This window comes from Isoptericola sp. NPDC057653 (genome assembly GCF_042799955.1).
Lineage (GTDB): Bacteria > Actinomycetota > Actinomycetes > Actinomycetales > Cellulomonadaceae > Isoptericola.
The window spans coordinates 1,716,318-1,742,156 of record NZ_JBHVHP010000001.1; the positions used below are offsets into that span (position 1 = coordinate 1,716,318).

The following is a 25,839-nucleotide window of genomic DNA, read 5'->3' on the forward strand; positions in this document are numbered from 1 at the left end:
TGTCCGCCCGCGGGCGGCGGTCAGAGCTCGCGGACCGCGGCGCGCCACGACGCGGGGACCTCGCGCACGTGCCACCACACCCAGTTCCGCGGGGTGGCGCTGGCCGACGAGACGCCCACGCCCTGGGCGTCGAGCCCCGCGCGGGCGCAGCTGAACAGGGCTCGGCGCAGGTGGTAGTCCTGCGTGACGACGACGGCGGTGCGGGCCCCGGTGAGGTCCGCGGTGCGGCGGCACGACGCGGTCGTGTCGAGGCCCTGGCGGTCCAGGGTGAGCGCCTCGTCGGGCACGCCGCGCCCGAGGATCCACTCGCGCATCGAGGCGGGCTCGTCGTAGGGGGTCCCGTCCGGGCGGGGCTGGCCGTCGCCGCTGAGCACCACCCGGTCGGCGACGCCCGCGTGGTAGAGCTCGGCCGCGGCGTCGACCCGCCGCCGCAGGTACGTGGACGGGGTGCCGTCGGGGCGCAGCCCCGCGCCCAGCACGATGATGGCGTCGACGGGCTCGACCGCCTCGACCGACGGGCGCACGCGGGCCTGGCCGAGGAGCTGCACCCACGCCACCGGGACCGCGAGCGCGAGGGCGAGCACGCCCAGCGTCGTGGCGGTGGCGACGAGGGCGCGGCGGCGGCGCGGGCGGGCGACACGTCCGGCGGCGGGCGGGGTCGGGGTCACGACCGCAACCTAGCGCCCGGCGTCGAGCCCGTCCCGCTCGGCGCGCAGGTTGCGCCGCGCCGCCTCGCCCCAGCGCCCCGCGGCGGCGGGGGAGCGGTAGAGGTGCGGCAGCCCCGCGAGCTGGTCCAGCACGGCGGCGCGGCCGGAGCGGAACGCGTCGTCGGGCACGTGCCCGTACTCCGCGCGGACCTGCGCGGCGTACCGGGCGTAGCGGCTCGGGTCCGCGCCGAGCACGGCCAGGTCGGCGTCGCTGACGAGCGCCCCGGAGGCGTCGTGGGGCGCCGGCGCGTGGTCCGTCGTCACGAGGACGAGGCGCGCGACCTCGGCGACGTCGTCCTCCGTCAGCCCGAGCGCCCGGCCGGCCGGCCGTGCGCGCCCGGCGAGCGGCCCGAGCAGCGCGCCGACGAGCTCCGCCGAGCGTTCCTCGTCGCGCCCCGCGTCGCCGTCGTGCACGGCGTCGTGGAACCACAGCGCGACGGCCGCGTGCCAGGCGTCGCCGGGGGCGCCGTCGGCGGCGAGCAGGCCGAGCGAGTCGAGGGAGCCGGCCAGGTGCAGCCGCGAGTGGTAGACGCGGTGCGGCTCGCGCCAGCGGTCCACGAGGTCCCGCCCGACGGGGTCGACACCGGCGGCACCGTCCGTCGCCGAGGGGTCCCACAGCCGCGCCCACCGCGCGAGCAGCGCGTCGCGGGAGGCCCGCCTGCGCTCCCACCCCGGGACTCGCAGGACCGAGCCGGCGAGCCGCCGCGACAGCTCGCCCCCCGTGACGGGCACGGCGCCCGCGGCGACCAGCGCGTCGTGCAGGTCCGCGGGGACGTCGTAGTGGTCGAGGTCGAACGCCCGGTCGCGCACCCCCTGCGCGCGGGCGAAGGCCCGCAGCTCGTGCAGGGAGCTGTCGGAGACGAGGTGGGACCACAGCGTGCCGTGGGCGGGCCACGCGGGCGGGTCGAGCCAGAGCGTCATCGGCCCGCCCTCCGGTAGACGAGCGCGCCCGGCACCTCGCCGCGCGCGCCGAGGTCCTCGCCCCGCGCGAAGGCGCCCCACACGGCGCGCACCCCGCGGGCGCTGCGCTGCAGGTCCTCCCAGGGCGCGCCGTCGGTCAGCGCGGCGGTCGCCCACGCCTTCTCGTCGCCGAACAGGAGCGGCAGGTCGACCGTGTGGGCGGCGCCCCAGGGGTTGCCCGGCGCCGCCCACGTCACGACGTACCGGTACGCGGTGCCCCCGGCCGCGGCGTGCCGGGCGGCGAACCGGCGCGCCGGGCGCCCGTAGACCCGGGCGGTGACGGCGGCGACCATGGCCCGGCGCGCCCACGGCCCGACGACGGGCAGCGCGGCGAGCCGGCGCACGGCGGGCAGGCGCCGCACGAACAGGCGGGCCTCCTCGGCGGTGCTCCCGACGAGCACCGCGACCTGCGGGGCCGCCGCGTCCCACGCCGCCGCGACCTCGTGCTCCGGCGGCAGCGGGTCGTGGCCGTACTGGGTGCCGAACGGCATCGCGGCACGCAGCCCGAACCCGCGAGCGACCTCGCCGACCCGTGCCTCGGCGGCCACGACGTCGTCGACCGGCGTGCGGGCGGAGACCCCGGCCGCCGCGCGCGCCATGGCGGCGTTCATCCGCGCCCGCCCGCGGGAGATGCCGAGGGGCGCGCTCTGCACGATCGCGCGCGAGAACAGCCCCGCCGCGGCCGGGGCCGCCATGAGGTGCGCGACGGCGTCCCCGCCCGCGGACTGCCCGAACAGCGTGACGCGCGCCGGGTCGCCGCCGAACGCCGCGACGTTGCGCCGCACCCAGCGCAGCGCCTCGAGCTGGTCGAGCAGCCCGAGGTTCGCCGGGCGGTCGGGGCCGTCGTCGCCCAGGTAGCCGAACAGGCCCAGGCGGTAGGTGACCGTCACGACGACCACCCGCTGCTCCGCCACCAGCGGGCGCGGGTCCATGATCGGCACGTCCCCCGCACCGGAGGTGTACGAGCCGCCGTGGAGCCACACCATGACGGGCAGCCGGTCGTCGGGGCCCGCGTCGGCGGGCATCGTCACGGACAGGCGCTGGCAGTGCTCGTCGGTGGGGACGCCCGACCCGGCCGGGCCCAGCACCTCGTCGAGGAACGGCACCGGCGCCTGCGGGCACGCGGGCGACCAGGACGTCGCCTCCAGCACCTCGACCCGGTCCGGGACGGGCGCGGGACGCCGGAAGCGCTCCGCGTGCGCGTAGGGGATGCCGGTGGCCCGGCGGACGTCGCCGTCCGCCCAGCCGTGGACCGGGCCGCAGGGAGGCGTGAAGTGCAGCGTCACGCGTCGAGACTACGGCGGGAGGGCGCGACGCGTGCCCCCGGCTTGCGGCGGGCCCGTCCCGCCGGGAATGCTCGGCGCATGACTGCCACGGGGGACGGCGCCCACCTCGTCGTCATGGGCGTCGCGGGGTCCGGCAAGACGACGGTGGCGGCGCTGCTCGCCGACCGCCTCGGCCTGGAGCTCGCGGAGGCCGACGACTTCCACCCGGCCGCGAACGTCGAGAAGATGCACGCGGGCATCCCGCTGACCGACGAGGACCGGGCCCCGTGGCTGCTCGCCATCCGCGACTGGCTGGACGGGCACTCGGGAGGCGGCCGGCACGCCGTCGTCACGTGCTCCGCGCTGAAGCGCGCCTACCGCGACGTGCTGCGCACCGCCCAGAGCCCCGTCCGGTTCGTGCACCTGGACGGCTCGCGGGAGCTGCTCGCGGCGCGGCTCGCGGCCCGCAAGGGTCACTTCATGCCGCCGTCGCTGCTCGCCTCCCAGCTGGAGACCCTCGAGCCGCTCGACCCCGACGAGGACGGCTTCACCGTCGGCATCGAGGCCGAGCCCGAGGAGATCGCGGACGAGATCGTGGAGCGGCTCAGCCGGCCGTGACCGACGCGGCGGGGCCGAGGTGCTCCACGGCCTCCACGCACTGCCGGGCGATCGCCAGCTCCTCCATGGTGGGGATCACCATGACCAGCGTGGACGTCCAGTCCGGGGAGACGATCCGCTCGTCGTGCCGCGACGCGCCGTTCCGCTCCGGGTCGACGGCGATCCCCATGCCCTCGAGCCCCTCGCAGACGGCGGCCCGCACCGCCGCGTCGTTCTCCCCGACGCCCGCGGTGAAGGCGACGACGTCCACCCGCCCGAGGAGGGCGGCGTACGCGCCCACGTACTTCTTCAGCCGGTGGACGTAGACGTCGAACGCGAGCGCCGCCGCCTCGTCGCCCCCGTCGATCAGCCGGCGCAGCTCGCGGAAGTCGTTGACGCCCGAGAGCCCGAGCATCCCCGAGCGCTTGTTCAGCAGGGTGTCCAGCTCGTCGATGCTCATCCCGGCGTTCCGGGCGAGGTGGAACACGACGGCCGGGTCGACGTCGCCCGAGCGCGTGCCCATCACCAGCCCCTCCAGGGGCGTCAGGCCCATGGACGTGTCGATCGGCACGCCGCCGGCCACCGCCGACGCCGACGCCCCGTTGCCCAGGTGGAGCACGATCGTGTGCAGGTCCTGCACCCGCCGGCCCAGCACCCGCGCCACCTTGCCGGCCACGTACTGGTGGCTGGTGCCGTGGAACCCGTACCGGCGCACGTCGTAGGTCGCGGCCACCTCCCGGTCGATGGCGTACGTGTACGCCTCGGCGGGCAGCCCCTGGAAGAACGCGGTGTCGAAGACGGCGACGTGCGGCACGTCCGACAGCAGCTCGCGCGCCACCCGGATGCCCTGCACGTTGGCCGGGTTGTGCAGCGGCGCGAGCGGCACCAGCGCGTCGATGCGCGCCACGACGTCGTCGTCCACCACGACCGGGCCGGAGAACTCCGCGCCGCCGTGCACCACGCGGTGCCCGACGGCGTAGATGCCGGCGTCCGCGAGGCGGGGGCCGATCTCGTCGAACATGCCGAGGGCCAGCCGCAGCGCCTCGCCGTGGTCCGGCACCTCGAGCTCCCGGCGCGTCCTGTTGCCGGCGAACGTGTGCGTGACGATGCCCGACGGCTCGCCGATGCGCTCGATCGTGCCCGCCGCGATGGCCTCGCCGCCCACGGGGTTGACCAGCTGGTACTTCAGCGACGACGAGCCCGAGTTGAGGACCAGCACCGACCCGTGCGCGCCGTAGGCGCTGTACGGGGTGGGGCGCTCGGCCTCGGGGACGATGCTCATGCGGTGGCCTCCTGCGCCTGTTCCTGTGCCTGGTCCTGCGCCTGCGCCTGGATCGCGGTGATGGCGACGGTGTTGACGATGTCGGCCACGAGCGCGCCGCGGGACAGGTCGTTCACCGGCTTGTTCAGTCCCTGCAGCACGGGGCCGACGGCCACCGCGCCCGCCGAGCGCTGCACCGCCTTGTAGGTGTTGTTGCCCGTGTTGAGGTCCGGGAAGACGAACACCGTCGCCTGCCCGGCCACCGCCGACTCCGGCAGCTTCGACTTCGCGACCGACGCGTCGACGGCGGCGTCGTACTGGATCGGGCCCTCCACGGACAGGTCGGGGCGGCGCTCGCGGACCAGCCCGGTGGCCGTGCGCACCTTGTCGACGTCGGCGCCCGAGCCGGACGTGCCCGTGGAGTACGACAGCATCGCGACCTTCGGGTCCACGCCGAACTGCGAGGCCGTGGCCGACGACGAGATGGCGATGTCGGCGAGCTGCTCCGCCGTCGGGTCCGGGATCACCGCGCAGTCGCCGTACACGAGCACCCGGTCGGTGAGGCACATGAGGAACACGGACGACACCACGGAGACGCCGGGCTGGGTCTTGACGATCTCGAACGACGGCCGGATGGTGTGCGCCGTCGTGTGCGCGGCGCCCGAGACCATCCCGTCGGCGAGGCCGAGGTGCACCATCATCGTGCCGAAGTACGACACGTCGGTGACGATCTCGCGGGCCCGCTCCACCGTCATGCCCTTGTGCGCGCGCAGTCGCGCGTACTCGGCGGAGAACTTCGTCACGTGCTCGGGGTCGGTGGGGGAGAGCACCGTGGCCGCCGCGATGTCGAGGCCGAGCTCGGCGGCGCGCGCCCGGATCGTCGTCTCGTCGCCGAGGATCACGAGGTCCGCGATGCCGCGGGCCAGCACGGTCGACGCGGCGCGCAGGATGCGGTCGTCGTCGCCCTCGGGCAGCACGACGCGGCGCCGGTCGGCGCGGGCGCGCTCGACGAGCTCGTACTCGAACATCAGCGGCGTCACGACGCGGGTGCGCGGCAGGTCGAGGCGCGCCAGCAGCGCGGCGCCGTCCACGTGCTGCTCGAACAGGGCCCGCGCCACGTCGACCTTGCGGGTCGAGGAGACGGTGACGTAGCCGTGCGTCTCGGCCGCGCGCCGGGCGGCGTGGAAGGTGTCCAGCCGCGTCGCGACCACCGGCACGCGAGGGCCGAGCGCCGCCAGGAGCTGCGCGATCACGCCGCGCGGCACGTACCCGCCGGTCAGCACGATGCCCGCCAGCGACGGGAACGTCGCCGCGGCGTGCGCGGACAGCAGCCCGAGGAGCACGTCCGAGCGGTCGCCCGGCAGGATGACGACCGCGCCGTCGGACAGGTGGTCGAGCACGTGCTCGAACGACATCGCCCCGACGATGACCTCCAGCGCCTCGCGGCCCAGCAGGTCGCGGTCGCCGAGCATGAGGGTGCCCTCGACCGCCTCGGCGAGCCGGCCCACCGTGGGCGCGTGCAGGAACGGCTCCTCGGGGATCGTCCACACGGGCAGGTCCAGGTCGCCGACCAGCGCCGTCGCGCCCGCGGCGAGGACCGCCGGGGTGCTCCGGTTCACGACGACCCCCACCGGCTGCGCGTGGTTGGCGCGCAGCTCGGCGACGCTGATCCGGACCAGGGCGCGCACGTCCTCCGACGAGCGGCCCCGCCCGGACGCCACGAGCAGCACCGGGGCGCCGAGGTTGGCCGCGACGCGGGCGTTGAACGCCAGCTCGGTGGCGCCCGCGACGTCCGTGTAGTCCGTGCCGACCACGACCACGGCGTCGCACCGCTCCGCCACCGCGTGGTAGCGGTCGAGGATCTTGGCCAGGGCGGCCTCGGGGTCGGCGTGCACGTCGTCGTACGTGACGCCGACCGCGTCCTCGTAGAACAGGTCCACGCCGTCGTGCTGGAGCAGCATCTCCAGCACGTGGTCCCGCGGGGCGTCGCCCCCCGCGTCCGACGCCGGCGGCGACGGCACGCGGGAGACGGCGCGGAACACCCCGACGCGGGAGACCTGCCGGACCAGCAGGTCCAGCACGCCCAGCGCGACCGTCGACTTGCCGGTCTCGCCCTCGGGGGAGGCGATGTAGATCGAGCGGGAGGAGCCGGTCACGCGAGGTCACCCGTCATTCGTGCGTCGCTGGTCATTCGTCGTCGCCTGTCATTCGTTGTCGCCGCCCGTCGCCGCCGAGGCGTCGTACTGCGGGCCGCCCTGCGCGGTGGCGGTGTCGCCCGCGTCCGGCCACACCCAGTCGCGCACCTCGGGGATGTCCTCGCCGTGCTCGCGGGTGTACTGCCGGGCCGTGAGCCGTGCGTCGACCATCTCCTGGCGCAGGCCCGCGTACCTCGAGCGCAGCGACGGCACCCGGTCGATGACGTCGATCACGAGGTGGAAGCGGTCGATGTCGTTGAGCATCGCCATGTCGAAGGGCGTCGTCGTCGTGCCCTCCTCCTTGTAGCCGCGCACGTGGATGTTGGCGTGGTTGGTGCGCCGGTAGGTCAGCCGGTGGATCAGCCACGGGTACCCGTGGTAGTTGAAGATCACCGGCCGGTCGGCCGTGAACAGGGTGTCGAAGTCCTTGTCCGACAGGCCGTGCGGGTGCTCCTTCTCGTCCTGCATCCGCATGAGGTCGACCACGTTCACCACGCGGATCTTGAGGCCGGGGATGCGGCGGCGCAGGATGTCGGCCGCCGCGAGCACCTCGAGCGTCGGGACGTCGCCCGCCGCGCCCAGCACGACGTCGGGCTCCGTGCCCTCCTCCTCCGTGCCCGCCCAGTCCCAGATGCCCAGGCCGCGCGTGCAGTGCGCGATCGCCTGCTCCATCGTGAGGAACTGCGGCGCCGGCTGCTTGCCCGCCACCACGACGTTCACGTACTGGCGGCTCTGCAGGCAGTGGCTGTAGGTGCTCAGCAGGGTGTTGGCGTCCGGCGGGAGGTAGACCCGGACGATCTCGGCCTTCTTGTTCACGACGTGGTCGATGAAGCCCGGGTCCTGGTGGCTGAAGCCGTTGTGGTCCTGGCGCCACACGTGGCTCGAGAGCAGGTAGTTGAGGCTCGCGACCGGCCGCCGCCACGGGATGTGGTTGGTGACCTTGAGCCACTTGGCGTGCTGGTTGAACATCGAGTCGACGATGTGGATGAAGGCCTCGTAGCTGGTGAACAGGCCGTGGCGCCCGGTGAGGAGGTAGCCCTCCAGCCAGCCCTGGCACTGGTGCTCGCTCAGCATCTCCATCACGCGGCCGGCGCGGGCGAGGTGCTCGTCGACGTCGGGCCCGTAGAACTCGGCGTTCCACTGCTTGTCCGTGACCTCGTACACCGCCTGGAGGCGGTTGGACGCCGTCTCGTCCGGGCCGAAGATCCGGAAGTTGTCCGGGTTGAGGCGCACCACGTCGGTGAGCCACAGACCGAGGACGCGCGTCGCCTCGGCGACCGAGCCGCCGGGGGCCGCGACCTCCACGGCGTAGTCGCGGAAGTCGGGCAGCCGCAGGTCCTTGAGCAGCAGGCCGCCGTTGGTGTGCGGGTTGCCGCTCATGCGCAGCTCGCCCTCGGGCGCCTGCTCGGCGATCTCCGGCAGCAGCCGGCCCTCGGTGTCGAACAGCTCGTGCGCCCGGTACGACTCCAGCCAGCCGCGCAGCACCTCCAGGTGCTCCGGGGTGTCGCGCGCGCTCGCGAGCGGCACCTGGTGGGCGCGCCACGAGTCCTCGGTCTTCTTGCCGTCGATGACGGGCGGGCAGGTCCAGCCCTTCGGCGTGCGGAAGACGATCATCGGCCAGGCCGGCCGCTCGTCGTTGCCCGCCGCGGCCTCGGCCTTGATCCGGGCGATGTGGTCCAGCACCTCGTCCAGGAGCGCCGCGAACCGGCGGTGCACCTCCGCGTGGTCCTCGCCGTCGAACCCGCCGACGAAGAAGTACGGGGTGTGGCCGTAGCCGATCATGAGGTCGCGCAGCTCGTCGTCGCTGATGCGCGACAGCACCGTCGGGTTCGCGATCTTGTACCCGTTGAGGTGCAGGATCGGCAGCACGACCCCGTCGTTGAGCGGGTTGACGAACTTGTTCGAGTGCCAGCTCGTGGCGAGCGGGCCGGTCTCGGCCTCGCCGTCGCCGACCACCGTCGCGACCAGGAGGTCCGGGTTGTCGAACGCCGCGCCGTACGCGTGGCTCAGCGCGTAGCCCAGCTCGCCGCCCTCGTGGATGGAGCCCGGCGTCTCCGGCGCCACGTGCGAGGGGATGCCGCCGGGGAACGAGAACTGGCGGAACAGGCGACGCAGCCCCTCGTCGTCCTCGGTGATGTCCGAGTACGTCTCGGAGTACGTGCCCTCCAGGTACGAGTTCGCGACGAGCCCGGGTCCGCCGTGGCCGGGGCCCGCGACGTAGATGGTGGACTGCTCGCGCTCCTTGATCGCCCGGTTGAGGTGCGCGTAGAGGAAGTTGAGGCCGGGCGTCGTGCCCCAGTGGCCCAGCAGGCGCGGCTTCACGTGGTCGCGCGTCAGCGGCTCGCGCAGCAGGGGGTTGTCCAGCAGGTAGATCTGGCCGACGGACAGGTAGTTCGCCGCTCGCCACCACCGGTCGATCCGGTCGATCGAGTCGGCCGAGAGCTCGGTGCCGTCGCCGGCGCGCCAAGGCGTGGGGCGGACGGACGGGGTGGTCGTGGTGCTCATCACACGCTCCTGTGGCTCGGGGGTAGGCCAGCGCCTTCATTCCACCGCACCCGGTGCCCGAATGCAGCACGACCGGCGAGGTCAGAGGGCGTGACGTCGATCTGGCGGGGTGTCAGGTGCTCCCGGCGCACGGATTCCTGGCGGGGGCCCCGGTCCGATTACGGTGGTGCCGTGCCCAGCCCGCAGCCCGCCCGCAGGTCGTTCTGGGCGGTGGCCCTCCAGCCCCGCATGATCGGGATCCTGCTCCTCTTCCTGCTCGCCGCCGCCGTCTGCGGCCGGCTCGGCGTGTGGCAGCTCGACCGCGCCTACCAGCGCGCCGCGGTCGCCGCACAGCAGGAGGCCGCGGAGAAGGCGGCCCACGGCCCGGAGGCGCTCGGCGACCTCCTGGAGCCGCAGACGTCGTTCCCGGGCGAGCTGGTCGGCACCGAGGCGTGGGTCACCGGCACGTACGAGCCGGAGGACCAGGTGCTCGTCGCCGGGCGCGCGCTCGACGGCCGCACCGGCTACCTCGTGCTCACGCCGCTGCGGGTCACCGACGACGGCACCGGCGGCGCGTCCTGGGCCGACCTGTCCGGCCCGCCCGTCCTGCCCGTCGTCCGCGGCTGGGTGGACTCGGCGACCCCCGACGCCGCCGCCCTCGACGTGCCCGAGGGCGAGGTGCGCCTCACCGGGTGGCTGCAGGCGTCGGAGTCCCTGCAGGAGGGCGGCGCGCCGCTGCCGGACAACCCGGACGGACCGCCGCTGGTGGACTCCATCTCCACCGGGTCGCTGGTCAACACCTGGGGCGGGCCCATCTACTCCGGGTACGTCGTGCTCACGACGTCCGACCCGGCGCAGGCGACAGCCGCCGAGGGCGGGCCCGCGCCGCTGCCGCGCCCCGTGCTCGAGGGCAGCGACGGCGTCAACCTGCAGAACCTGTTCTACGCGCTCCAGTGGTGGGTCTTCGGCCTGTTCGCCGTGCTGCTGTGGGTGCGCCTCGTCCGCGACGAGGCCGCCGGCACGCGCCGAGGCCGCACGCACGACGACTCCGACGACCCCGTGGGCACCGGTATCGCCGGCCTGCCCGGCTGACGGGTCGAGCCGCCTGTCGGTGGCCGCCGCCACCATGGGCGGATGGCGAGCATCGACCTCAAGCGCGAGCTGGGCGAGCAGTACCGCGCGACGACGACGCCGGCCCTCGTGACGGTGCCGTCGCGGCCGTTCCTCATGGTCGACGGCGCCGGCGACCCGAACACGGAGCCCGCGTACCGCGAGGCGGTCGAGACGCTCTACCCGCTCGCGTACGCGGTGCGGGCCGCGGTGAAGCGGGCCACCGGCGACGCCTACACCGTGCTGCCGCTCGAGGGCCTGTGGTGGGCGGACGACCTGAGCCGGTTCAGCGTGGACGCCAAGGACCGGTGGCGCTGGACGATGATGATCGGCCTGCCCGACGCCGTCCAGCACGTCGACGCCCCGGCGCTCGCCTCCCGCGTCGCGCGGGAGAAGGACCTGCCCGCCGGCCACCTCGTCCGCCTCGAGCACTACGGCGACGGCGACGCGGCGCAGGTGCTGCACGTCGGGCCCTTCGCCACCGAGGGGCCCACCGTCGCCGCGCTGCACGCGTTCATCGCCCAGCAAGGTCGTGAGCTGGCCGGCACGCACCACGAGGTCTACCTGTCCGACGCCCGCCGCGTCGACCCGTCCAGGTGGCGCACGATCGTCCGCCAGCCCGTCGCCCCCTGACCGCCAGATCGAGGTAGCCGTCGTCAGGTCGACCTTCGGTGGGTCGATCTCATGACAGGTCCCTCGATCTCGGAGGGCGTGATCGCAGCGCCGACCGGATGCGGGCGGTCAGGAGCTCGGGATGCAGCAGGTCCTCCCAGACGACGCGGAGGACGAGCCACCCGGCCTCCGCCAAGGCATCGTGCCTGAGCTTCTCGTCGAAGAGGCGCTGGGCCGGGTCGCCGTACTCGCCCCCGGAGTACTTCACGGCGCCGTCGAACTCGAGCGCCACCTTGCGGTCTGGCCACGCCAGGTCGAGCCAGAGGTCGCCGCGCCGGGTCGTGACGCGGTGCCCGGTCTCCGCGGCGGGCAGGCCGGCGTCGTGGACGATCCAGCGGAGCAGCGACTCGCCCGGTGACTCGGAACGTGGGTCGGCGAGCCCGATGACCTCGCGGGCCCGCCGGACGCCGCGCCCGCCCCTGGACTCGTCGAGGATCGCGTCGATCAGCGTGAGGTCGGCACCTCCTCGCAGCGCGGAGTCGGCGATCACGAGGCCTTGGTCGGGGGGCAGCGTCCGTGCACAGTCGACCACCGTCCGCTCGAGGCACGTGACGGGCAGTCCGTCCAGGTCGGTCCGGTCGCGCTCTGGTAGAGCGGCCCAGTGACGGCGGAGGTCCCGCTCGCGGGTCTGGTCGGCATTGGGCGGCCGCAGCTGGGTGACGTGGACCGTAGGGGAGAGCCGGACCGTCCAGCACCCGTGCAGCAGTGCCGCGGTCGCGTGCGAGTACCAGAACGCCGTCGAGAGCCGGACCTCGACGGCGCGGACCTGCCGGAGGATCTCGGCGTGCCTCGTGCGCGCCGGCCCCTCCGCCGCGACGGGTGCGAGGTAGACGCCCTTACGGACGCGCTCCAGCGCGCCACGCGCCGCCATGCCCGCGATCTCGCCGCGGCGGGCCTCGCTGAACAGAATGGCGGGTGGGACGGCCGGCGCGGTGAGCTCGCGACGGTCGCCGGGCCGCGGGGGCAGCGTCGTCATGCCGAGCGAGCGTGTCAGAAGCGGGCACCGCGCGGAGGGGACGTTGTGGACAACCCCACGAGATCGAGGCACCCGGCACGAGATCGACCTTGGGTGGGTCGACTTCGCAACGGGTGCCTCGATCTCGGCGGGCGGGCTACTCGTGCTGCCAGCTGTGCCAGAGCTTGGCGTAGTCGCCGCCGGCGGCGACGAGGTCGTCGTGCGGGCCGATCTCGGTGATGCGGCCGCCGTCGACGACGGCGACACGGTCGGCGTCGTGCGCCGTGTGCAGGCGGTGCGCGATGGCGACCACCGTGCGGCCGGTGAGCACGGCGTTGAGCGACCGCTCGAGGTGGCGGGCGGCGCGCGGGTCCAGCAGCGACGTCGCCTCGTCGAGGACGAGCGTGTGCGGGTCGAGCAGCACCAGCCGCGCGAGCGCGATCTGCTGCGCCTGCGCCGGGGTGAGGGTGTGCCCGCCCGACCCGACGGCCGTCTCGAGGCCCTCGGGGAGCGCGGCGGCCCAGCTCGCGGCGTCGACGGCGCCCAGCGCGCCCCACAGGGCGTCGTCGGTCGCCGACGTGTCCGCGAGCCGCAGGTTCTCCGCCAGCGACCCGACGAACACGTGGTGCTCCTGCGTCACCAGCGCGACGTGGTGGCGCAGGTCCTCCAGCGGCAGCTCGACGAGCGGCACGCCGCCCACGGTGACCGACCCGCCGGTGGGCGGGTGGATGCCCGCGAGCATGCGGCCCAGGGTCGACTTGCCCGCGCCCGACGGCCCGACCACGGCCAGCCGTTCGCCGGGCGCGAGGTCGAGGTCGATGCCGTGCAGCACGTCGTGCCCCTCGCGGTACGCGTACCGCACGGCACGGGCGCGCACGTCCTCCGACGTCGGCACCGCGATGCCGGCCGTGCGGTCCGGGCCGACGAGGCCGACGCCGACGACGCGGGCCAGCGCGACGGCCGCGACCTGCAGCTCGTCGAGCCAGAACACGAGGTCGAACACCGGGCCGCCCATCTGGTGCCCGTACATCGCGATCGTGGCGACCGTGCCCACCGTGGTGAGGTCCTGCGAGACGAGCCAGCCGCCCCACAGGATGACGACGATCGGCGCGATCGCGACCGCGGCGTCGAGCGACGGGATGAGCCGCAGCCGCAGGCCGAGGGTGTACGACTCGGCGTCGAACGCCTCGCGCAGGTCGCGGTCGATCCGCCGGCGCACGCGCCCGCCGAGGTGCAGGGCGTCGGTGGTGCGCGCGCCCTCGACGGCCTCGGTGATGGAGCCGTTGATGGTGGCGTAGGCCGCCGACTCGCGCAGGTAGCCCGGCGTGGCCCGCTTGAGGTACCAGCGGGTGGCCACGACGATCAGCGGCACGCCCGTCAGCAGGCCGATCGCGACCAGCGGGCTCGCGAGGAACGACGCGACCAGGGTCAGCGCGATCGTCACCACGCAGACCAGCACGCGGGGCACGCCGAACCGCACGGCGTGCTGCAGCTTGTTCACGTCGTTGGTGGTGCGCGCGACGAGGTCGCCGGTGCCGGCCTTCTCCACCGTGGACAGCGGCAGCCGCGTCACGGCGTCCATGAACTCCTCGCGCAGGTCCGCGAAGACCCGCTCGCCGAAGACCATGGACAGCCGCTGCGCGTACCGCGTGACGACGGCCTGCACGACGACGGCGCCGACGAGCACCATGGCGAGCGAGTCGACGGCCTCCAGGGTGGTGCCGGCGGCGACCTTGTCGATGATCCGGCCCAGGAGGAACGGACCGGCCAGGCCGGCCAGGGCGGCGAGCGTGTGCAGCACGGCGACGCCGCCGAGCTGGCCGCGGTGGCGCCGGAACAGGCGGCCCACGGTGCGGTTCACCTCGGCGCTGTCGGCGATCGGCAGCAGGTTCGGGTTGGCCGCGGGTGCGGCGGGGGCGCTCATCGCGCGGCTCCTTCCAGGTCGATCTCGTCGGTACCGAGCTCGTCGGTCTCCTCGTCCTCGGCCATGCTGCGGCCGACGACGGCGCGGTACGCCGCGCCGTGGGCGTCGCCACGGGCGAGCAGCTCGGCGTGCGTGCCGCTGGCGGCCACGGTCGCGTCGGCGTCCAGCAGGACGACCTCGTCGACGTGGTCGAGCACGAGCGGGCTCGCGGTGACCACCAGGGTGGTGCGGCCGCGGCGGACCTCGCTCACGCGCTCGGCGATCCGCGCCTCGGTGTGGGCGTCCACCGCGCTGGTGGGCTCCACGAGCACGAGGATCTCCGGCTCGGTGAGCAGGGCGCGTGCCAGCGCGACGCGCTGCCGCTGCCCGCCCGACAGGGAGCGTCCCTTCTCCGGCAGCTCGCCGGCGAGGCCGCCGGGCACGCTGTCGAGCACGTCGTGCGCGTCCGCGGTGACCATGGCGGCCAGCAGGTCGGCCTCGGTGGCGCGGCCGCGGGCGTCGAGCGCCTCGCCGAGCACGCCGGAGAACAGGTGCGGGGTCGCCTCGGAGACGACCACGCGGTGCCGCAGCGCCTCCTTGTCGAGGTCGGCCAGCAGCACCCCGCCGAGCCGGACCGGCGTGCCGGCCTCCGCCTCGTCGTCGAGCCGCCCGAGCCGCGTCGCGACCCGCGCCGAGGCGTCCGGGTCGGCGCTGACGAGGCCCACGACGCGGCCGTCGCGCAGCACGAGGCCGCTGGTCTCGTCGACCAGGTCGACGCCGGCGTCGGGCGCGTCGGCGGGAGCCTCGGCGGACGGCGTCGCCTCGGTGACCCGCAGCACGTCGAGGATCTTGCGCGACGAGATCACGGCCCGGATGACCATCTGCAGCATCTGCGTGGCCATCTGCACCGGCCAGGCGAGGAACGCGGCGTACCCGTAGAACGTCACGAGCTGCCCGCTGGTGATCTCGCCCCGGACGGCGGCGCGCGCGCCGAGCCACAGCACGAGCGCGGCGAGCAGGCCCGGCAGCAGCACCTGCAGCCCGTCGAGCACCGACTGCAGCACGGCCACGCGCACGCCCTGGTGGCGCACGTCCTGCGACTGGCGCGCGTACCGGGCGGCGAACTCGTCCTCGCCGCCGATGCCGCGCAGGATGCGCAGTCCGGAGACGGTGTCCGCGCCGAGCGACGTGAGCCGGCCGGTGGCCTCGCGCTGCGTGGTCTGGCGCGACTGCAGCGGCTTGACCAGCAGGCCGAGCACGACGGCGACCGCGGGGATGCCGAGCGCCAGGACCAGCCCGAGCTGCGCGTGCTGGGACAGCATGATCGCGACGACCACGACGTACGCGATCACGCCGCCGGTGAACCGGCCGGCCATGGAGAACATGTCGCCCACGCGGAGGGCGTCGTTCGCCACGGCGGACACCACCTCGCCGGTGGGGAGCTTGCGTGTGATCGCGTGCCCCGCGCGCGACGCCTTGTAGCCGACGAGCTGGGAGAACGACAGCGACGCCCGCACCCAGTTCTCGACGTCCCAGATGTGGTTGAAGATGCCGGCGACGACGATGACGAGCGCGGCGCCCAGCATCGCGCCGCACCACAGGAACAGCGGGCCGCCGAAGCCCTGCGACAGGCCCTCGTCGATGGCGCGACCGATCAGCAGCGGGGCCGCGGCCGACGCGAGCATCGCCACCACGCCCGCCACCAGGGACTTCGCCAGCACGTCGCGCTGGCGCCACCCCTGCCAGGCGAGGAGCTTGGCGGGGGACGTCAGAGGGGGGTTGCCCACGTCGGGGAGGGGGAGGGGTCGCACGGGGATCAAGCGTACGGAGCCGTACCGACACCGGGCGACGGAATAACGCGCGGGCGGGCGGGCCGTCGAGGTCCGAACCCCGCCTACGATGCTGGGGTGAGCACGCCGCAGCAGACCCCCGCCGCCAGCCAGGCCCAGGCCGAGACCGCCATCCGCAAGGCCCGCGGAGCCCTGAAGCGCTACCGGTTCATGGCGATCCTCACCGGTGTGATGCTGCTGATCCTGTGCTTCGAGCTGTTCTTCAAGTACGTGGTGAAGGTCGACGTCGTCGTCGACTACCTGGGCTGGGTGCCGTTCGCGCACGGCTGGATCTACGTGGTCTACCTCGTGAGCGTCCTCGACCTGTGGTCCAAGATGCGCTGGGGCTTCGGGCGGCTCGCCACGATGGTCTTCGCCGGCGTCGTCCCGGTGATGTCGTTCATCCTCGAGAAGCGCGTGCACGCCGGCGCGGACGCCAAGCTCGCCGCGCTCGCGGAGCGGTACTCGGCATGAGCGACCCGGCCGCCGTCGCCCTCGCCCCGCTCGTCGCGCCCGGCCCGGCGCTCGACGCCGCACGCCTCGCCCGGTACGCCCGGCACCTGCCGCTGCCGGGCGTCGGCGCGGAGGGGCAGCGGCGGCTCGCCGCGGCGCGCGTGCTGGTCGTGGGCGCGGGCGGCCTGGGCAGCCCGGCCCTGCAGTACCTCGCGGCGGCCGGGGTGGGCACGCTCGGCGTCGTGGACGACGACGTCGTGGACGTCTCCAACCTGCAGCGCCAGGTGGTGCACGGCACCGCCGACGTCGGTCGGCCCAAGGTCGACTCGGCCCGGGACCGCCTCGCGGACCTGGCGCCCGACGTCGCCGTCGTCGCCCACGCGGAGCGCCTGACCCCCGAGAACGTCCTCGACATCCTGCGCGGGTACGACCTCGTGCTCGACGGGGCCGACAACTTCCCGACGCGCTACCTCGTGTCGGACGCCGCGGAGGTCCTCGGCGTGCCGGTCGTGTGGGGCGCGATCCACCAGTTCGACGGGCAGGTGAGCGTCTTCTGGGGCGCGCCGCGGTCGGCCGACGGCTCCCGCGAGCGCGGCGCCACCTACCGCGACGTCTTCCCCGTGCCCCCGCCGCCCGGCACCGTGCCGGACTGCGCCACCGGCGGCGTGCTGGGCGCGCTGTGCGGCACCGTCGGGTCGGTCATGGCCACCGAGGCCGTCAAGCTGATCACCGGCGCGGGCACCACGCTGCTCGGCCGCATCGCGGTCTACGACGCCCTCGACCTCACGTGGCGGCAGCTCGCCGTCCGCCCGGACCCCACGCGCGAGCCCGTCACCGCCCTGCTCGCCGACGACGCCGCGTACGCGGCGTTCTGCGGCCTGCCCGCGCCGTCGGGCGGCGCCGCCGACGCGGGCATGGGCCCGGCGAGCGTCACCGCGCGCGAGGCGGCCGCGCTGCTCGCGGGCGACGCCCCCGTGGCGCTCGTCGACGTCCGCGAGGACTGGGAGGCGCAGGCCCTGCCCGTCGCCGGGTCGCGGCTCGTGCCGAGCGGCGTGTTCCTCGGGCCCGACGGCGCGGACGTGGCGCGCGCGGAGCTGCCCGTCGACCGCCCCGTGCTGCTGGTGTGCGCGGCCGGCGCCCGCTCGGCCCGCGTCGCCGACGTCGCCCGCGCGGCCGGGGTCGACGCCCGGTCCGTCGAGGGCGGCGCGCCCGCGCTCCTCCTCGCCGTCTGACGCCGAGGGGGTCCGCACACCTCGCGAGGTCGCTCGAGCACGGGCCCACCACGGCATGGTGCGGACCCTCGCACCGGGCGGGCGGGGCGGTCAGAGGGCGAGGTCGAGGCGGCCGTCGGGCGTCGAGCTGGCGAGGGCGCCCTCGCGCCGCGGGATGCGGCCAGCGCCGGCGGCGAGCCGGCCGGCCTGGACGGCCAGGCGCATGGCGTGCGCCATCCGGACGGGGTCCGCGGCCCGCGTGACGGCGGTGGCGAGCAGGACGCCGGCGCAGCCGAGCTCCATCGCGAGGGCCGCGTCGGACGCCGTGCCCACGCCCGCGTCGAGGATGACGGGGACCCGCGCGGCGGCGGCGATCGCCTCGATGTTGCGCGGGTTGAGCACGCCCAGGCCGGTGCCGATCGGAGCGCCCAGCGGCATGACGGCGGCGCAGCCGACGTCCTCCAGGCGGCGGGCCAGGATCGGGTCGTCGTTGGTGTACGGCAGCACGACGAACCCGTCGCGCACGAGCTCCTCGGCGGCCTCGACGAGGCCGAACGGGTCGGGCAGGAGGGTGACGTCGTCGGCGATCACCTCGAGCTTCACCCAGTCGGTGCCGCACGCCTCGCGGGCGAGCCGCGCGGTGAGCACCGCCTCGCGGGCCGAGAAGCAGCCGGCGGTGTTGGGCAGGGCGCGGATCCCGAGGCGCTCGAGCAGGCCCCAGATGCCACCGTCCTCAGCGCCCGCCCCGCCGGGCCGCACTGCGACGCGCCGCATCGCCACGGTGGTGAGCCCGGTGCCGGACGCGACCAGCGCGTCCTCGAGCGTCATGAGGTTGGCCGCCCCGCCCGTGCCCATGACGAGGCGCGAGCCGATCGTGGTGCCGGCGATCTCGAGCGGGTCGGCGAGGGTCGCGGTGCTGGTCATGGTTCCTCCTCAGCCGCCCTGGACGGCGGTGACGATCTCGACCCGGTCGCCGGGCGCGATCCGGGTGCCGGCCCACAGGCCGCGGGGGACGACGGCGTCGTTGACGGCGACGGCGATGCCCTGCACCGTGCCGTCGGCCACGAACGCGGGCACGAGGCCGGCGACGAGCGCCTCGACGCCGTCGCCGTGCGGCCCGTCGAGCGGGTAGGGCTCGCCGTTCACGACGGCGGTGGGGGCGGGGGGCGCGGCGGTCATCGGACGGCTCCTTCGGTACGGCGGGCGGGGGAGGGGGCGAAGCGCCGCGGGTCGGCGGCGGCCAGCGCGGGGTCGGGGGCGGGCGCGCCGGTGAGCGCGGCGACGACGGCGTCCGCGGTGAGCGGCGCGAGCAGCACGCCGTTGCGCCCGTGGCCGACGGCGGCCAGCAGACCGGGGGCCGCGGTGGCGCCGACCAGGGGCAGGTTGTCGGGGGTGGCCGGGCGGGCGCGCGGCGTGACGTCGACGAGCGCGGCCTCGTCGATGCCGGGCACGAGGGCGCGCGCGTCGCGCAGGAGGGCGAAGACGCCGCCGGCCTCGGCCCGGCGGTCGTCGGGTCGCTCCTCGCTGGTGGCGCCGACCACGACCTCGCGGTGCGCGGGCCCGCCGCCGGGGCCGGTCCCGGTGCCGGGCGCGCGCGGCACGAGGTACACCGGCCGTCCCTGCACGGTGCCGCGCACCACGTGCTCGAGGGCGAGCCCGGGGCCGGCGTCGAGCCGCAGGGTGATCCCCTTGACGGGCCGGACGGGCACGGGCGCCTCCGGGACGGCGTCGAGCAGCGCGGCCGCGGGGACGGCGCCCGTGGCCAGCACCACGGCGCCCGCGGCGTGGCGCGCGCCGGCGTCGTCCTGCACCGCGACGACCCGGCCCGCGCGGTCGCGCTCCAGCCGCACGGCGGCACGGGGGACCAGGGCGTCGCCGAGCGCGGCGCGCAGCGCGGCGTGGGCCCCGCGCGGGTCGACGGCGAGGTCGCCCTCGACCGCCGCCGCGCCCGCCAGGCGCGGGCCGAGGTACGGCTCGCGGCGGCGGGCGTCGGCCACGGTGAGCTCGGCCGAGCCGAGCCCCCATCCGCGGTGCAGCGTCAGGACGCGGCGGAGCAGGGCGAGGTCGTCGGCGTCGTACGCGACGGCGAGGGAGCCGGCCCGCTGCAGGGGGACCTCGCGGCCCGACGCGGCGGCGAGGTCGGCGGCGAAGCCCGGCCAGCGCGCGGCGGACGCGAGGTTGAGCCGCGTCAGCTCGTGCTCGCCGAAGTCGGCCTCCGCGACGGCGGCCAGCATGCCCGCGGCCGCGCGGGTCGCGCCGTCGCCGGGGGCGGGGTCGAGCACCGTGACGGACATCCCGGACGCGGCGGCGCGCCACGCGACGGCGAGGCCGACGATGCCGCCGCCCACCACGACGACGTCGCGGGGGGACGGAGGGACGGACGTGGGCATGTGCGCTCCCTTCGCTGGCATGACCCAGATCAGGTTCGACGGTCGGCTCCTGCGCCCTCTCAGCCCCGAGCGGGGCTCCCGTGCGCCGTCACTGTAACCCGGGCCGTGGTTACCCTGACCGGCGTGACCACGACCAGCGCCGCTCCCGGCACGACGCGCGCCCGCCTCGCCGCCGCCCGCCTGTACCTCTGCACCGACGCCCGCGAGGACCGCGGCGACCTCGAGGACTTCCTGCACGCGGCGCTCGCGGGCGGGGTCGACGTCGTGCAGCTGCGCGACAAGACCCTCGACGTGGCGCGCGAGCTCGAGCTGCAGGAGGTCGTGGCCCGCGTCGCGGCCGAGCACGGCGCGCTGTGGGCGGTGAACGACCGGGCCGACGTGGCGGCGGTGACGGGGGCGCCCGTGGTGCACATGGGGCAGCGGGACCTGCCCGTCCCGGCCGTGCGGGGGCTGCTCGGTGCGGCCCCGGTGCTGGGCCGCTCCACGCACTCGGCGGCGCAGGCGGCGCAGGCCGAGGCGGACCCCGAGGTCGACTACTTCTGCGTGGGCCCGCTGTGGGCCACGCCCACCAAGCCCGGCCGCGCCGCGGTGGGCCTCGACCTGCTGCGGGAGGTCGCCGCGACCCGTCCCGCCACGCCGTGGTTCGCGATCGGAGGCGTCGACGCAACCCGGCTCGGCGAGGTGCTCGACGCGGGTGCGGACCGGGTCGTCGTCGTGCGGGCGATCACGCAGGCGCCGGACCCGGAGCGTGCCGCGCGCGAGCTCCGCGAGCGCCTCGGCTGACGACCCTCTCCCCGTCGGGCGTGGGTCGCCGATGGGGAGGTCTCCCCGTCGAGACCTCTCGCCCCGGGCGGGCGGCCCGTGCCAGGGTGAGGCCGACCCCCCTCACGGCCGGCGACGGCCGCCCGGAAGACGGAGCATCCATGACCGCACGGCCCTTCGCCCGCGCCCGCACGGCCACCGCGCTCGCCCTCGCCGGCTCCCTCCTGCTCGCCGGGTGCACCGGCGAGGCGGACGACGACGCGACCGCCACGACGGGCGGCCCGGAGCTGGGCGCGGACGCCGAGCAGGCCGCGGCCGGCCCCGGCACGGCGACCGTCGCCGACCAGGCGATGGCCGAGCAGAAGCTCGCCACGCCGCACGGCTCGGACGCCGCCCCGGGCGGCGAGGTGACCGTCACGCTGCGGGCGGTCGAGGTGGGCGACGGCGTGATGACGGTCCGCTGGGCGCTGCGCTGGGACGACGACGCGGCACCGGCCGACGCGGGCGTCAGCTGGTACGACATGTCCGTCGAGCCCGCGACGACGGTGACCGACCGCGCGGGGCTCAAGGCCTACCGCCCGTTCTGCACCGAGGGCGCCTGGCAGGAGGACACCGACAGCGCGACCGACGCGGCCCTCGCGCAGATCCGGTGCCGCGAGTCGATGCTCGTGTCCCCGCTCGAGAAGCACTCCTTCGAGTTCCCCAACCACGGCGCGGTCGAGGTGTCCGCGGTGCTGCCCGCGCCGGAGGGCGAGCCCGCGACCGTCGACGTCCTGCCCGCCGAGGGCCTGCCGCTGTTCACGGACGCGACGGTCACCTACCGCGACGGCGCCGCCGAGTGAGCGTCCGCCGCGCCGTCGCCCCGCTCGCCGCGGCCCTCGCGCTCGTCGCCGCGGGTGCGGTGCCCGCCGCGGCGACGACGGACCCGTCCGCCTCGCCGGCGGCGACCGGCTCCGCGGCCGTGGCCGACCCCGACCTGCTGACGGCGGCCGAGGACGCGCTCGCGGAGGCCCGCGCGCGGGTGGCGGGAGCGGAGACCACCCCGGAGATGGCGGCCGACGCGGCGGTCGACCTCCGCGCGGCGGACTCCACGTTCGCGCTGCGGCCGGACGACTCCACCACCGTCCTGGAGAAGAAGCGGGAGAAGAAGGAGGACACCGTCGTCACGCTCACCGCCGACCTGCTGTTCGAGTTCGGCGAGGCCACCCTCACGCCGGAGGCGAGGGCGGCGGTGGCGGAGCTCGCCGAGGACGTCCCGCAGGGCGCGACGGTGCGCGTGGACGGGTACACCGACTCCGTGGGCACGGACGCGTTCAACCGGAGGCTCTCGGCGCAGCGCGCGACCGCCGTCGCCGACGTGCTCGGGGCCGAGCGCCCGGACCTGGCCCCGAAGGTCGAGGGGCACGGCGAGCAGGACCCGGTGGCGGAGAACGAGGTCGAGGGCGAGGACAACCCGGCGGGCCGAGCGCTGAACCGCCGCGTGGAGGTGACCTACCCGACGCGGTGAGCGGGCCGACGGCGGGTGGCGCGCCGCTACGATGGGTCGGTGACGTCTCCCGCCACCGACTCCCCCCGCCCGGTCCTGGTCGTCGACTTCGGCGCCCAGTACGCCCAGCTCATCGCACGCCGCGTGCGCGAGGCCAGCGTCTACTCCGAGATCGTGCCGCACACGTTCACCACGGAGCAGATGCTCGCCAAGAACCCGGCGGCGATCATCCTGTCGGGCGGGCCGTCGTCGGTGTACGCCACCGGCGCGCCGTTCGTCGACCCTGCGCTGTTCGAGGCGGGCGTCCCGGTGCTCGGCATCTGCTACGGCTTCCAGGCGATGGCCCAGGCGCTCGGCGGCACCGTGGCCCAGACGGGGCAGCGCGAGTACGGCGGCACCGAGGTCGAGGTCTGCGAGGCCGGCGTGCTGCTGGCCGGCACGCCCGACCACCAGACCACCTGGATGAGCCACGGCGACTCCGTGCACGCGGCGCCCGCCGGCTTCCAGGTGCTGGCCACGTCGTCCGGCTCGCCCGTCGCCGCCTTCGAGGACACCGGCCGCCGCCTGTACGGCGTGCAGTGGCACCCGGAGGTCAAGCACTCCGCCCACGGCCAGGCCGTGCTGGAGAAGTTCCTCTACGAGGGCGCCGGCCTGAAGCCCGAGTGGACGGCCGGGAACGTCATCGCCGACCAGGTCGCCGCGATCCGCGCGCAGGTCGGTGACGCCCGCGTCATCTGCGCGCTGTCCGGTGGCGTCGACTCCGCCGTCGCGGCCGCCCTGGTGCAGCGCGCCGTCGGTGACCAGCTCACCTGCGTGCACGTGGACCACGGCCTGCTGCGCGAGGGCGAGGTCGAGCAGATCGAGCGCGACTTCGTCGCCTCCACGGGCGTGAAGCTCATCATCCGCGACGAGAAGGAGCGGTTCCTCACCGCCCTCGCCGGGGTCAGCGACCCGGAGACGAAGCGCAAGATCATCGGCCGCGAGTTCATCCGCGTCTTCGAGGACGCGCAGCGCGACATCGTCGCCGAGGCGGGCGCGCACGGCGAGGAGGTCAAGTTCCTCGTGCAGGGCACGCTCTACCCGGACGTCGTGGAGTCGGGCGGCGGCGAGGGCGCGGCCAACATCAAGAGCCACCACAACGTGGGCGGCCTGCCGGACGACCTGCAGTTCGAGCTGGTCGAGCCCCTGCGCACCCTGTTCAAGGACGAGGTCCGCGCCGTGGGCCGCGAGCTCGGCGTGCCGGAGGAGATCGTCGCCCGCCAGCCGTTCCCGGGCCCCGGCCTGGGCATCCGCATCGTCGGCGAGGTCACGGCCGAGCGCCTGGCCACCCTCCGCAAGGCGGACGCCATCGCGCGCGAGGAGCTCACCAGGGCGGGCCTCGACGCCGAGATCTGGCAGTGCCCCGTGGTGCTGCTGGCCGACGTCCGCTCCGTCGGCGTGCAGGGCGACGGCCGCACCTACGGCCACCCGATCGTGCTGCGCCCGGTGTCGTCGGAGGACGCCATGACGGCCGACTGGACGCGCCTGCCCTACGACGTGCTGTCCGTCATCTCCACCCGCATCACCAACGAGGTGAGCGAGGTCAACCGTGTGGTGCTCGACGTGACGAGCAAGCCGCCGGGCACCATCGAGTGGGAGTGACACCCCGCGGCCCCGCCCCCCGGAAGGGGAGCGGGGCCGCGGTCGTTCCCGGGGTCGCGGTCAGGAGATCGCGAACGAGCTCGCCCGGTTGTCGAGCGCGCCGAGCCGGCCGGTGCGATCCACCCAGCCCGTGTGCGTGCCGTTCTTCGACGCGCCGTCGAACAGCTTGATGTCGCAGTGGTTGTACGTCCGGACCGACGTCACCTTGTTGGACATCGCGCCGAGGACGGAGCCGCCCTCGTTGTCGGTGGTCTTCGCCGTGCAGCCCACCTTGTACTTCGGGTTGAAGATGACGACCTGCCGGCCGGAGTAGTTCGCCCCGTCGTACAGGCGGGCGACGACCAGCCCCTTGCCGGGGGAGTACGGCTTGCAGCCGAACGTCCCGTCGAGGACGGCGCAGTACAACGTGCTCGACGACGCGGTCGCGGCGACGTCCTGGACGGTGACGGGCCTGTCGCTCGCCACCTTCTGGACCTGGACCGGGGCGGCGCCGTCGTCGGGCGCCGCCGTGGCGGCCGGGCCGGTGAGGCCCAGGGCCGCGATCGCCGCGAGCCCGCCGACGACGGCGGCGAGCCGTGCGCGGCGGGTGCGGGTGCGTGTCGTGATGGTCATCGTCGCTCCTCACGTCAGCCGGCGATCCCCTGGTCGCCGGTCTGCGAGTGACAGAGGGGGCCGCGTCCGCGGGTGATACGCCGGGGCATCGATCGGTGCGTGGCCAGGGCCGTCACCCCCGACGGGCCCGCGGGACCGACGTCAGCGGGCGAGCGCGGCGGCCCGGTCGTAGGCGGCGGCCACGTCGGCGAGCACCCGCGGCCACGACGTCGCGAGCTCGGCGGTGCGGTTGTGGGCGACGATCGCGTCGAGCAGGTCCGGGTCGTCGGCGAGCCGCACCAGCGCGTCGGCCAGCGCGGCGTCGTCGTCCACGAGCAGCGCGTCGCGGCCGTCGACGAGGCGCTCCGCCACGCCCGACTGCGACCGGCTCACCACCGCCAGGCCCGCGGCCTGCGCCTCCAGGGCGGCGATGCCGAACGCGTCCTGCACGGCCGGCGCGACGAACACGTCCGCGCGCACGTACAGGCGCTTGAGCTCGGTGGGGGTGAGCCGCCCGACCAGGCGCACGACGTCCGCCAGCCCGCGCTCGCGCACCCACCGGCGCGCCTCCGCGAGCTGCGGCCCGTCGCCGCCGATCGTCGCGACGAGGCGCCCGGGCGCGCGGTCGTGAGCCACGGCGATCGCCTCGAGCATGGGCAGCACCCGCTTGCGCGGCGCGAACCGGGTGGCGGACACGACGTGCACCTCGTGCCCCTCGGCCCGCTCGCCGCGCTCGACGCGCGGCAGGCGCCACGCCTCGACGTCGATGCCGTTGCCCAGCACCGACACCCGCTCCGCGGCCGCGGCAGGGCCGAGCCGGCGGCCGACGACGCGGCGCAGGGGAGCGGCCGTCATCTCGCTCACCGCGGACCACTGCACCGGCCACGCGGACCAGCCCGTCAACCGGTCGAGCCCCGCGAACGCGCGCTCCCAGCCGCCCCACACGCTGTGCACCGTGAGCAGGGCCGGCAGGCCCAGGCGGGTGACGGCGCGCAGCGACGCCTCCACGGTCGGGGCGAGCACGCCCATGTGCAGGTGCACGACGTCGGGCCGGCGACCGTCGGCCTCCAGGGCCCGCAGCCGCGCCACGACGTGCCGCGTCGCGCGCGGGTGCACGGGGTACCCGCCGGGGACCCGCGCCGCGACGCGGTGCACGACCACGCCGTCCTCGTCCCGCGCGGTGGTGACGCCGTGGGCCCCGCGCGCCGCGGGGGTCGTCGTGATCACCTCGACCTCGTGCCCCGCCTCCGCCTGCCGGCGGGCCAGCCGGGCCACCTGGGTCTCGATGCCGCCCAGCAGCGGCAGGTAGGAGTCGGAGACGTGGACGATGCGCACCGGGTCATCCTGCCATCGCGACCGGCGCGGTC

At 75.5% G+C, this 25,839-nt stretch carries 23 protein-coding genes and 1 riboswitch; of the genes, 9 read left to right on the top strand and 14 right to left on the bottom strand.

Annotated features, from left to right (window positions below):
- Positions 1-20: 20 nt before the first annotated feature.
- The 3 genes from ACFU9A_RS07785 to ACFU9A_RS07795 are packed head-to-tail and all read right to left on the bottom strand — an operon-like array spanning position 21 to position 2,953.
- A complete protein-coding gene (locus tag ACFU9A_RS07785) occupies positions 21-668 on the bottom strand; it encodes a vancomycin high temperature exclusion protein (protein ID WP_430574656.1) in 648 nt (215 codons plus the stop codon).
- Positions 669-677: 9 nt separating this feature from the next.
- Positions 678-1,628: a DUF4031 domain-containing protein gene (locus tag ACFU9A_RS07790; RefSeq protein ID WP_430574657.1), complete on the bottom strand. Its 951-nt coding sequence runs from the start codon at positions 1,626-1,628 to the stop codon at positions 678-680.
- Positions 1,625-2,953 (bottom strand): carboxylesterase family protein, encoded by a 1,329-nt coding sequence (locus tag ACFU9A_RS07795; protein WP_430574658.1) that lies wholly within the window; start codon positions 2,951-2,953, stop codon positions 1,625-1,627. Before ACFU9A_RS07795 ends, ACFU9A_RS07790 begins: the two co-directional genes overlap by 4 nt.
- 78 nt (positions 2,954-3,031) lie before the next feature.
- Here ACFU9A_RS07795 and ACFU9A_RS07800 point away from each other — a divergent pair, with 78 nt between their 5' ends.
- Entirely contained in the window at positions 3,032-3,550 is a 519-nt protein-coding gene (locus tag ACFU9A_RS07800; RefSeq protein ID WP_430574659.1) for a gluconokinase, read from the top strand.
- Here the strand turns inward: ACFU9A_RS07800 and ACFU9A_RS07805 are convergent.
- Genes ACFU9A_RS07805 through ACFU9A_RS07815 form a run of 3 tightly spaced genes read right to left on the bottom strand, consistent with a single transcriptional unit; the run spans position 3,537 to position 9,490 of the window.
- Complete coding sequence (locus ACFU9A_RS07805) at positions 3,537-4,811, bottom strand: acetate/propionate family kinase (protein WP_430574660.1); 1,275 nt, start codon at positions 4,809-4,811, stop codon at positions 3,537-3,539. The two genes, ACFU9A_RS07800 and ACFU9A_RS07805, sit on opposite strands and share 14 nt — an antisense overlap.
- On the bottom strand, positions 4,808-6,946 hold the full coding sequence (gene pta / locus ACFU9A_RS07810; RefSeq protein WP_430574661.1) for a phosphate acetyltransferase: 2,139 nt from the start codon (positions 6,944-6,946) through the stop codon (positions 4,808-4,810). Before pta ends, ACFU9A_RS07805 begins: the two co-directional genes overlap by 4 nt.
- A 48-nt stretch (positions 6,947-6,994) precedes the next feature.
- Positions 6,995-9,490 carry a phosphoketolase gene (locus tag ACFU9A_RS07815; protein WP_430574662.1) on the bottom strand — a complete coding sequence of 832 codons (2,496 nt, stop codon included), beginning with the start codon at positions 9,488-9,490 and terminating at the stop codon, positions 6,995-6,997.
- A gap of 171 nt (positions 9,491-9,661) precedes the next feature.
- Here ACFU9A_RS07815 and ACFU9A_RS07820 point away from each other — a divergent pair, with 171 nt between their 5' ends.
- Complete coding sequence (locus ACFU9A_RS07820) at positions 9,662-10,561, top strand: SURF1 family protein (RefSeq protein ID WP_430574663.1); 900 nt, start codon at positions 9,662-9,664, stop codon at positions 10,559-10,561.
- Between the two features lie 42 nt (positions 10,562-10,603).
- Positions 10,604-11,212, top strand: a complete 609-nt coding sequence (locus ACFU9A_RS07825; protein ID WP_430574664.1) for a GyrI-like domain-containing protein — start codon at positions 10,604-10,606, stop codon at positions 11,210-11,212.
- 49 nt (positions 11,213-11,261) lie between these two features.
- Here the strand turns inward: ACFU9A_RS07825 and ACFU9A_RS07830 are convergent, their stop codons facing one another.
- The 3 genes from ACFU9A_RS07830 to ACFU9A_RS07840 all read right to left on the bottom strand — a co-directional run bounded on the left by ACFU9A_RS07830 (position 11,262) and on the right by ACFU9A_RS07840 (position 15,926).
- Positions 11,262-12,227, bottom strand: coding sequence for a hypothetical protein (locus tag ACFU9A_RS07830; protein WP_430574665.1), 966 nt, complete (start codon positions 12,225-12,227; stop codon positions 11,262-11,264).
- A 136-nt stretch (positions 12,228-12,363) separates the two neighbouring features.
- Positions 12,364-14,130, bottom strand: coding sequence for an ABC transporter ATP-binding protein (locus ACFU9A_RS07835; RefSeq protein WP_430574666.1), 1,767 nt, complete (start codon positions 14,128-14,130; stop codon positions 12,364-12,366).
- Positions 14,127-15,926, bottom strand: a complete 1,800-nt coding sequence (locus tag ACFU9A_RS07840; RefSeq protein WP_430575359.1) for an ABC transporter ATP-binding protein — start codon at positions 15,924-15,926, stop codon at positions 14,127-14,129. Before ACFU9A_RS07840 ends, ACFU9A_RS07835 begins: the two co-directional genes overlap by 4 nt.
- Before the next feature lie 90 nt (positions 15,927-16,016).
- Here ACFU9A_RS07840 and ACFU9A_RS07845 point away from each other — a divergent pair, with 90 nt between their 5' ends.
- Positions 16,017-16,412 carry a DUF3817 domain-containing protein gene (locus ACFU9A_RS07845; RefSeq protein ID WP_430574667.1) on the top strand — a complete coding sequence of 132 codons (396 nt, stop codon included), beginning with the start codon at positions 16,017-16,019 and terminating at the stop codon, positions 16,410-16,412.
- A complete protein-coding gene (locus tag ACFU9A_RS07850) occupies positions 16,409-17,623 on the top strand; it encodes a ThiF family adenylyltransferase (protein WP_430574668.1) in 1,215 nt (404 codons plus the stop codon). The genes ACFU9A_RS07845 and ACFU9A_RS07850 overlap by 4 nt, the downstream gene beginning before the upstream one ends.
- 90 nt (positions 17,624-17,713) lie before the next feature.
- On the opposite strand, the gene ACFU9A_RS07855 is transcribed toward ACFU9A_RS07850, so the two are convergent.
- The 3 genes from ACFU9A_RS07855 to thiO all read right to left on the bottom strand — a co-directional run bounded on the left by ACFU9A_RS07855 (position 17,714) and on the right by thiO (position 19,992).
- Positions 17,714-18,526, bottom strand: coding sequence for a thiazole synthase (locus ACFU9A_RS07855; RefSeq protein WP_430574669.1), 813 nt, complete (start codon positions 18,524-18,526; stop codon positions 17,714-17,716).
- 9 nt (positions 18,527-18,535) lie between these two features.
- On the bottom strand, positions 18,536-18,781 hold the full coding sequence (gene thiS / locus ACFU9A_RS07860; RefSeq protein ID WP_430574670.1) for a sulfur carrier protein ThiS: 246 nt from the start codon (positions 18,779-18,781) through the stop codon (positions 18,536-18,538).
- Complete coding sequence (gene thiO / locus ACFU9A_RS07865) at positions 18,778-19,992, bottom strand: glycine oxidase ThiO (RefSeq protein ID WP_430574671.1); 1,215 nt, start codon at positions 19,990-19,992, stop codon at positions 18,778-18,780. The genes thiS and thiO overlap by 4 nt, the downstream gene beginning before the upstream one ends.
- Positions 19,982-20,084: riboswitch (TPP riboswitch) on the bottom strand. Its footprint overlaps the gene before it by 11 nt.
- A 31-nt stretch (positions 20,085-20,115) precedes the next feature.
- On the opposite strand from thiO, the gene thiE reads away from it, so the two are divergent.
- From thiE to guaA, 4 genes are all read left to right on the top strand, one after another.
- Positions 20,116-20,775: a thiamine phosphate synthase gene (gene thiE / locus ACFU9A_RS07870; RefSeq protein WP_430574672.1), complete on the top strand. Its 660-nt coding sequence runs from the start codon at positions 20,116-20,118 to the stop codon at positions 20,773-20,775.
- A gap of 140 nt (positions 20,776-20,915) precedes the next feature.
- A complete protein-coding gene (locus tag ACFU9A_RS07875) occupies positions 20,916-21,596 on the top strand; it encodes a hypothetical protein (protein ID WP_430574673.1) in 681 nt (226 codons plus the stop codon).
- Positions 21,593-22,261, top strand: a complete 669-nt coding sequence (locus tag ACFU9A_RS07880) for an OmpA family protein (RefSeq protein ID WP_430574674.1) — start codon at positions 21,593-21,595, stop codon at positions 22,259-22,261. Before ACFU9A_RS07875 ends, ACFU9A_RS07880 begins: the two co-directional genes overlap by 4 nt.
- Positions 22,262-22,300: 39 nt before the next feature.
- Positions 22,301-23,881, top strand: a complete 1,581-nt coding sequence (gene guaA, locus ACFU9A_RS07885; protein ID WP_430574675.1) for a glutamine-hydrolyzing GMP synthase — start codon at positions 22,301-22,303, stop codon at positions 23,879-23,881.
- Between the two features lie 60 nt (positions 23,882-23,941).
- On the opposite strand, the gene ACFU9A_RS07890 is transcribed toward guaA, so the two are convergent.
- Complete coding sequence (locus ACFU9A_RS07890) at positions 23,942-24,493, bottom strand: hypothetical protein (RefSeq protein WP_430574676.1); 552 nt, start codon at positions 24,491-24,493, stop codon at positions 23,942-23,944.
- Positions 24,494-24,634: 141 nt separating this feature from the next.
- Complete coding sequence (locus ACFU9A_RS07895; protein ID WP_430574677.1) at positions 24,635-25,807, bottom strand: glycosyltransferase family 4 protein; 1,173 nt, start codon at positions 25,805-25,807, stop codon at positions 24,635-24,637.
- Positions 25,808-25,839 lie beyond the last annotated feature (32 nt).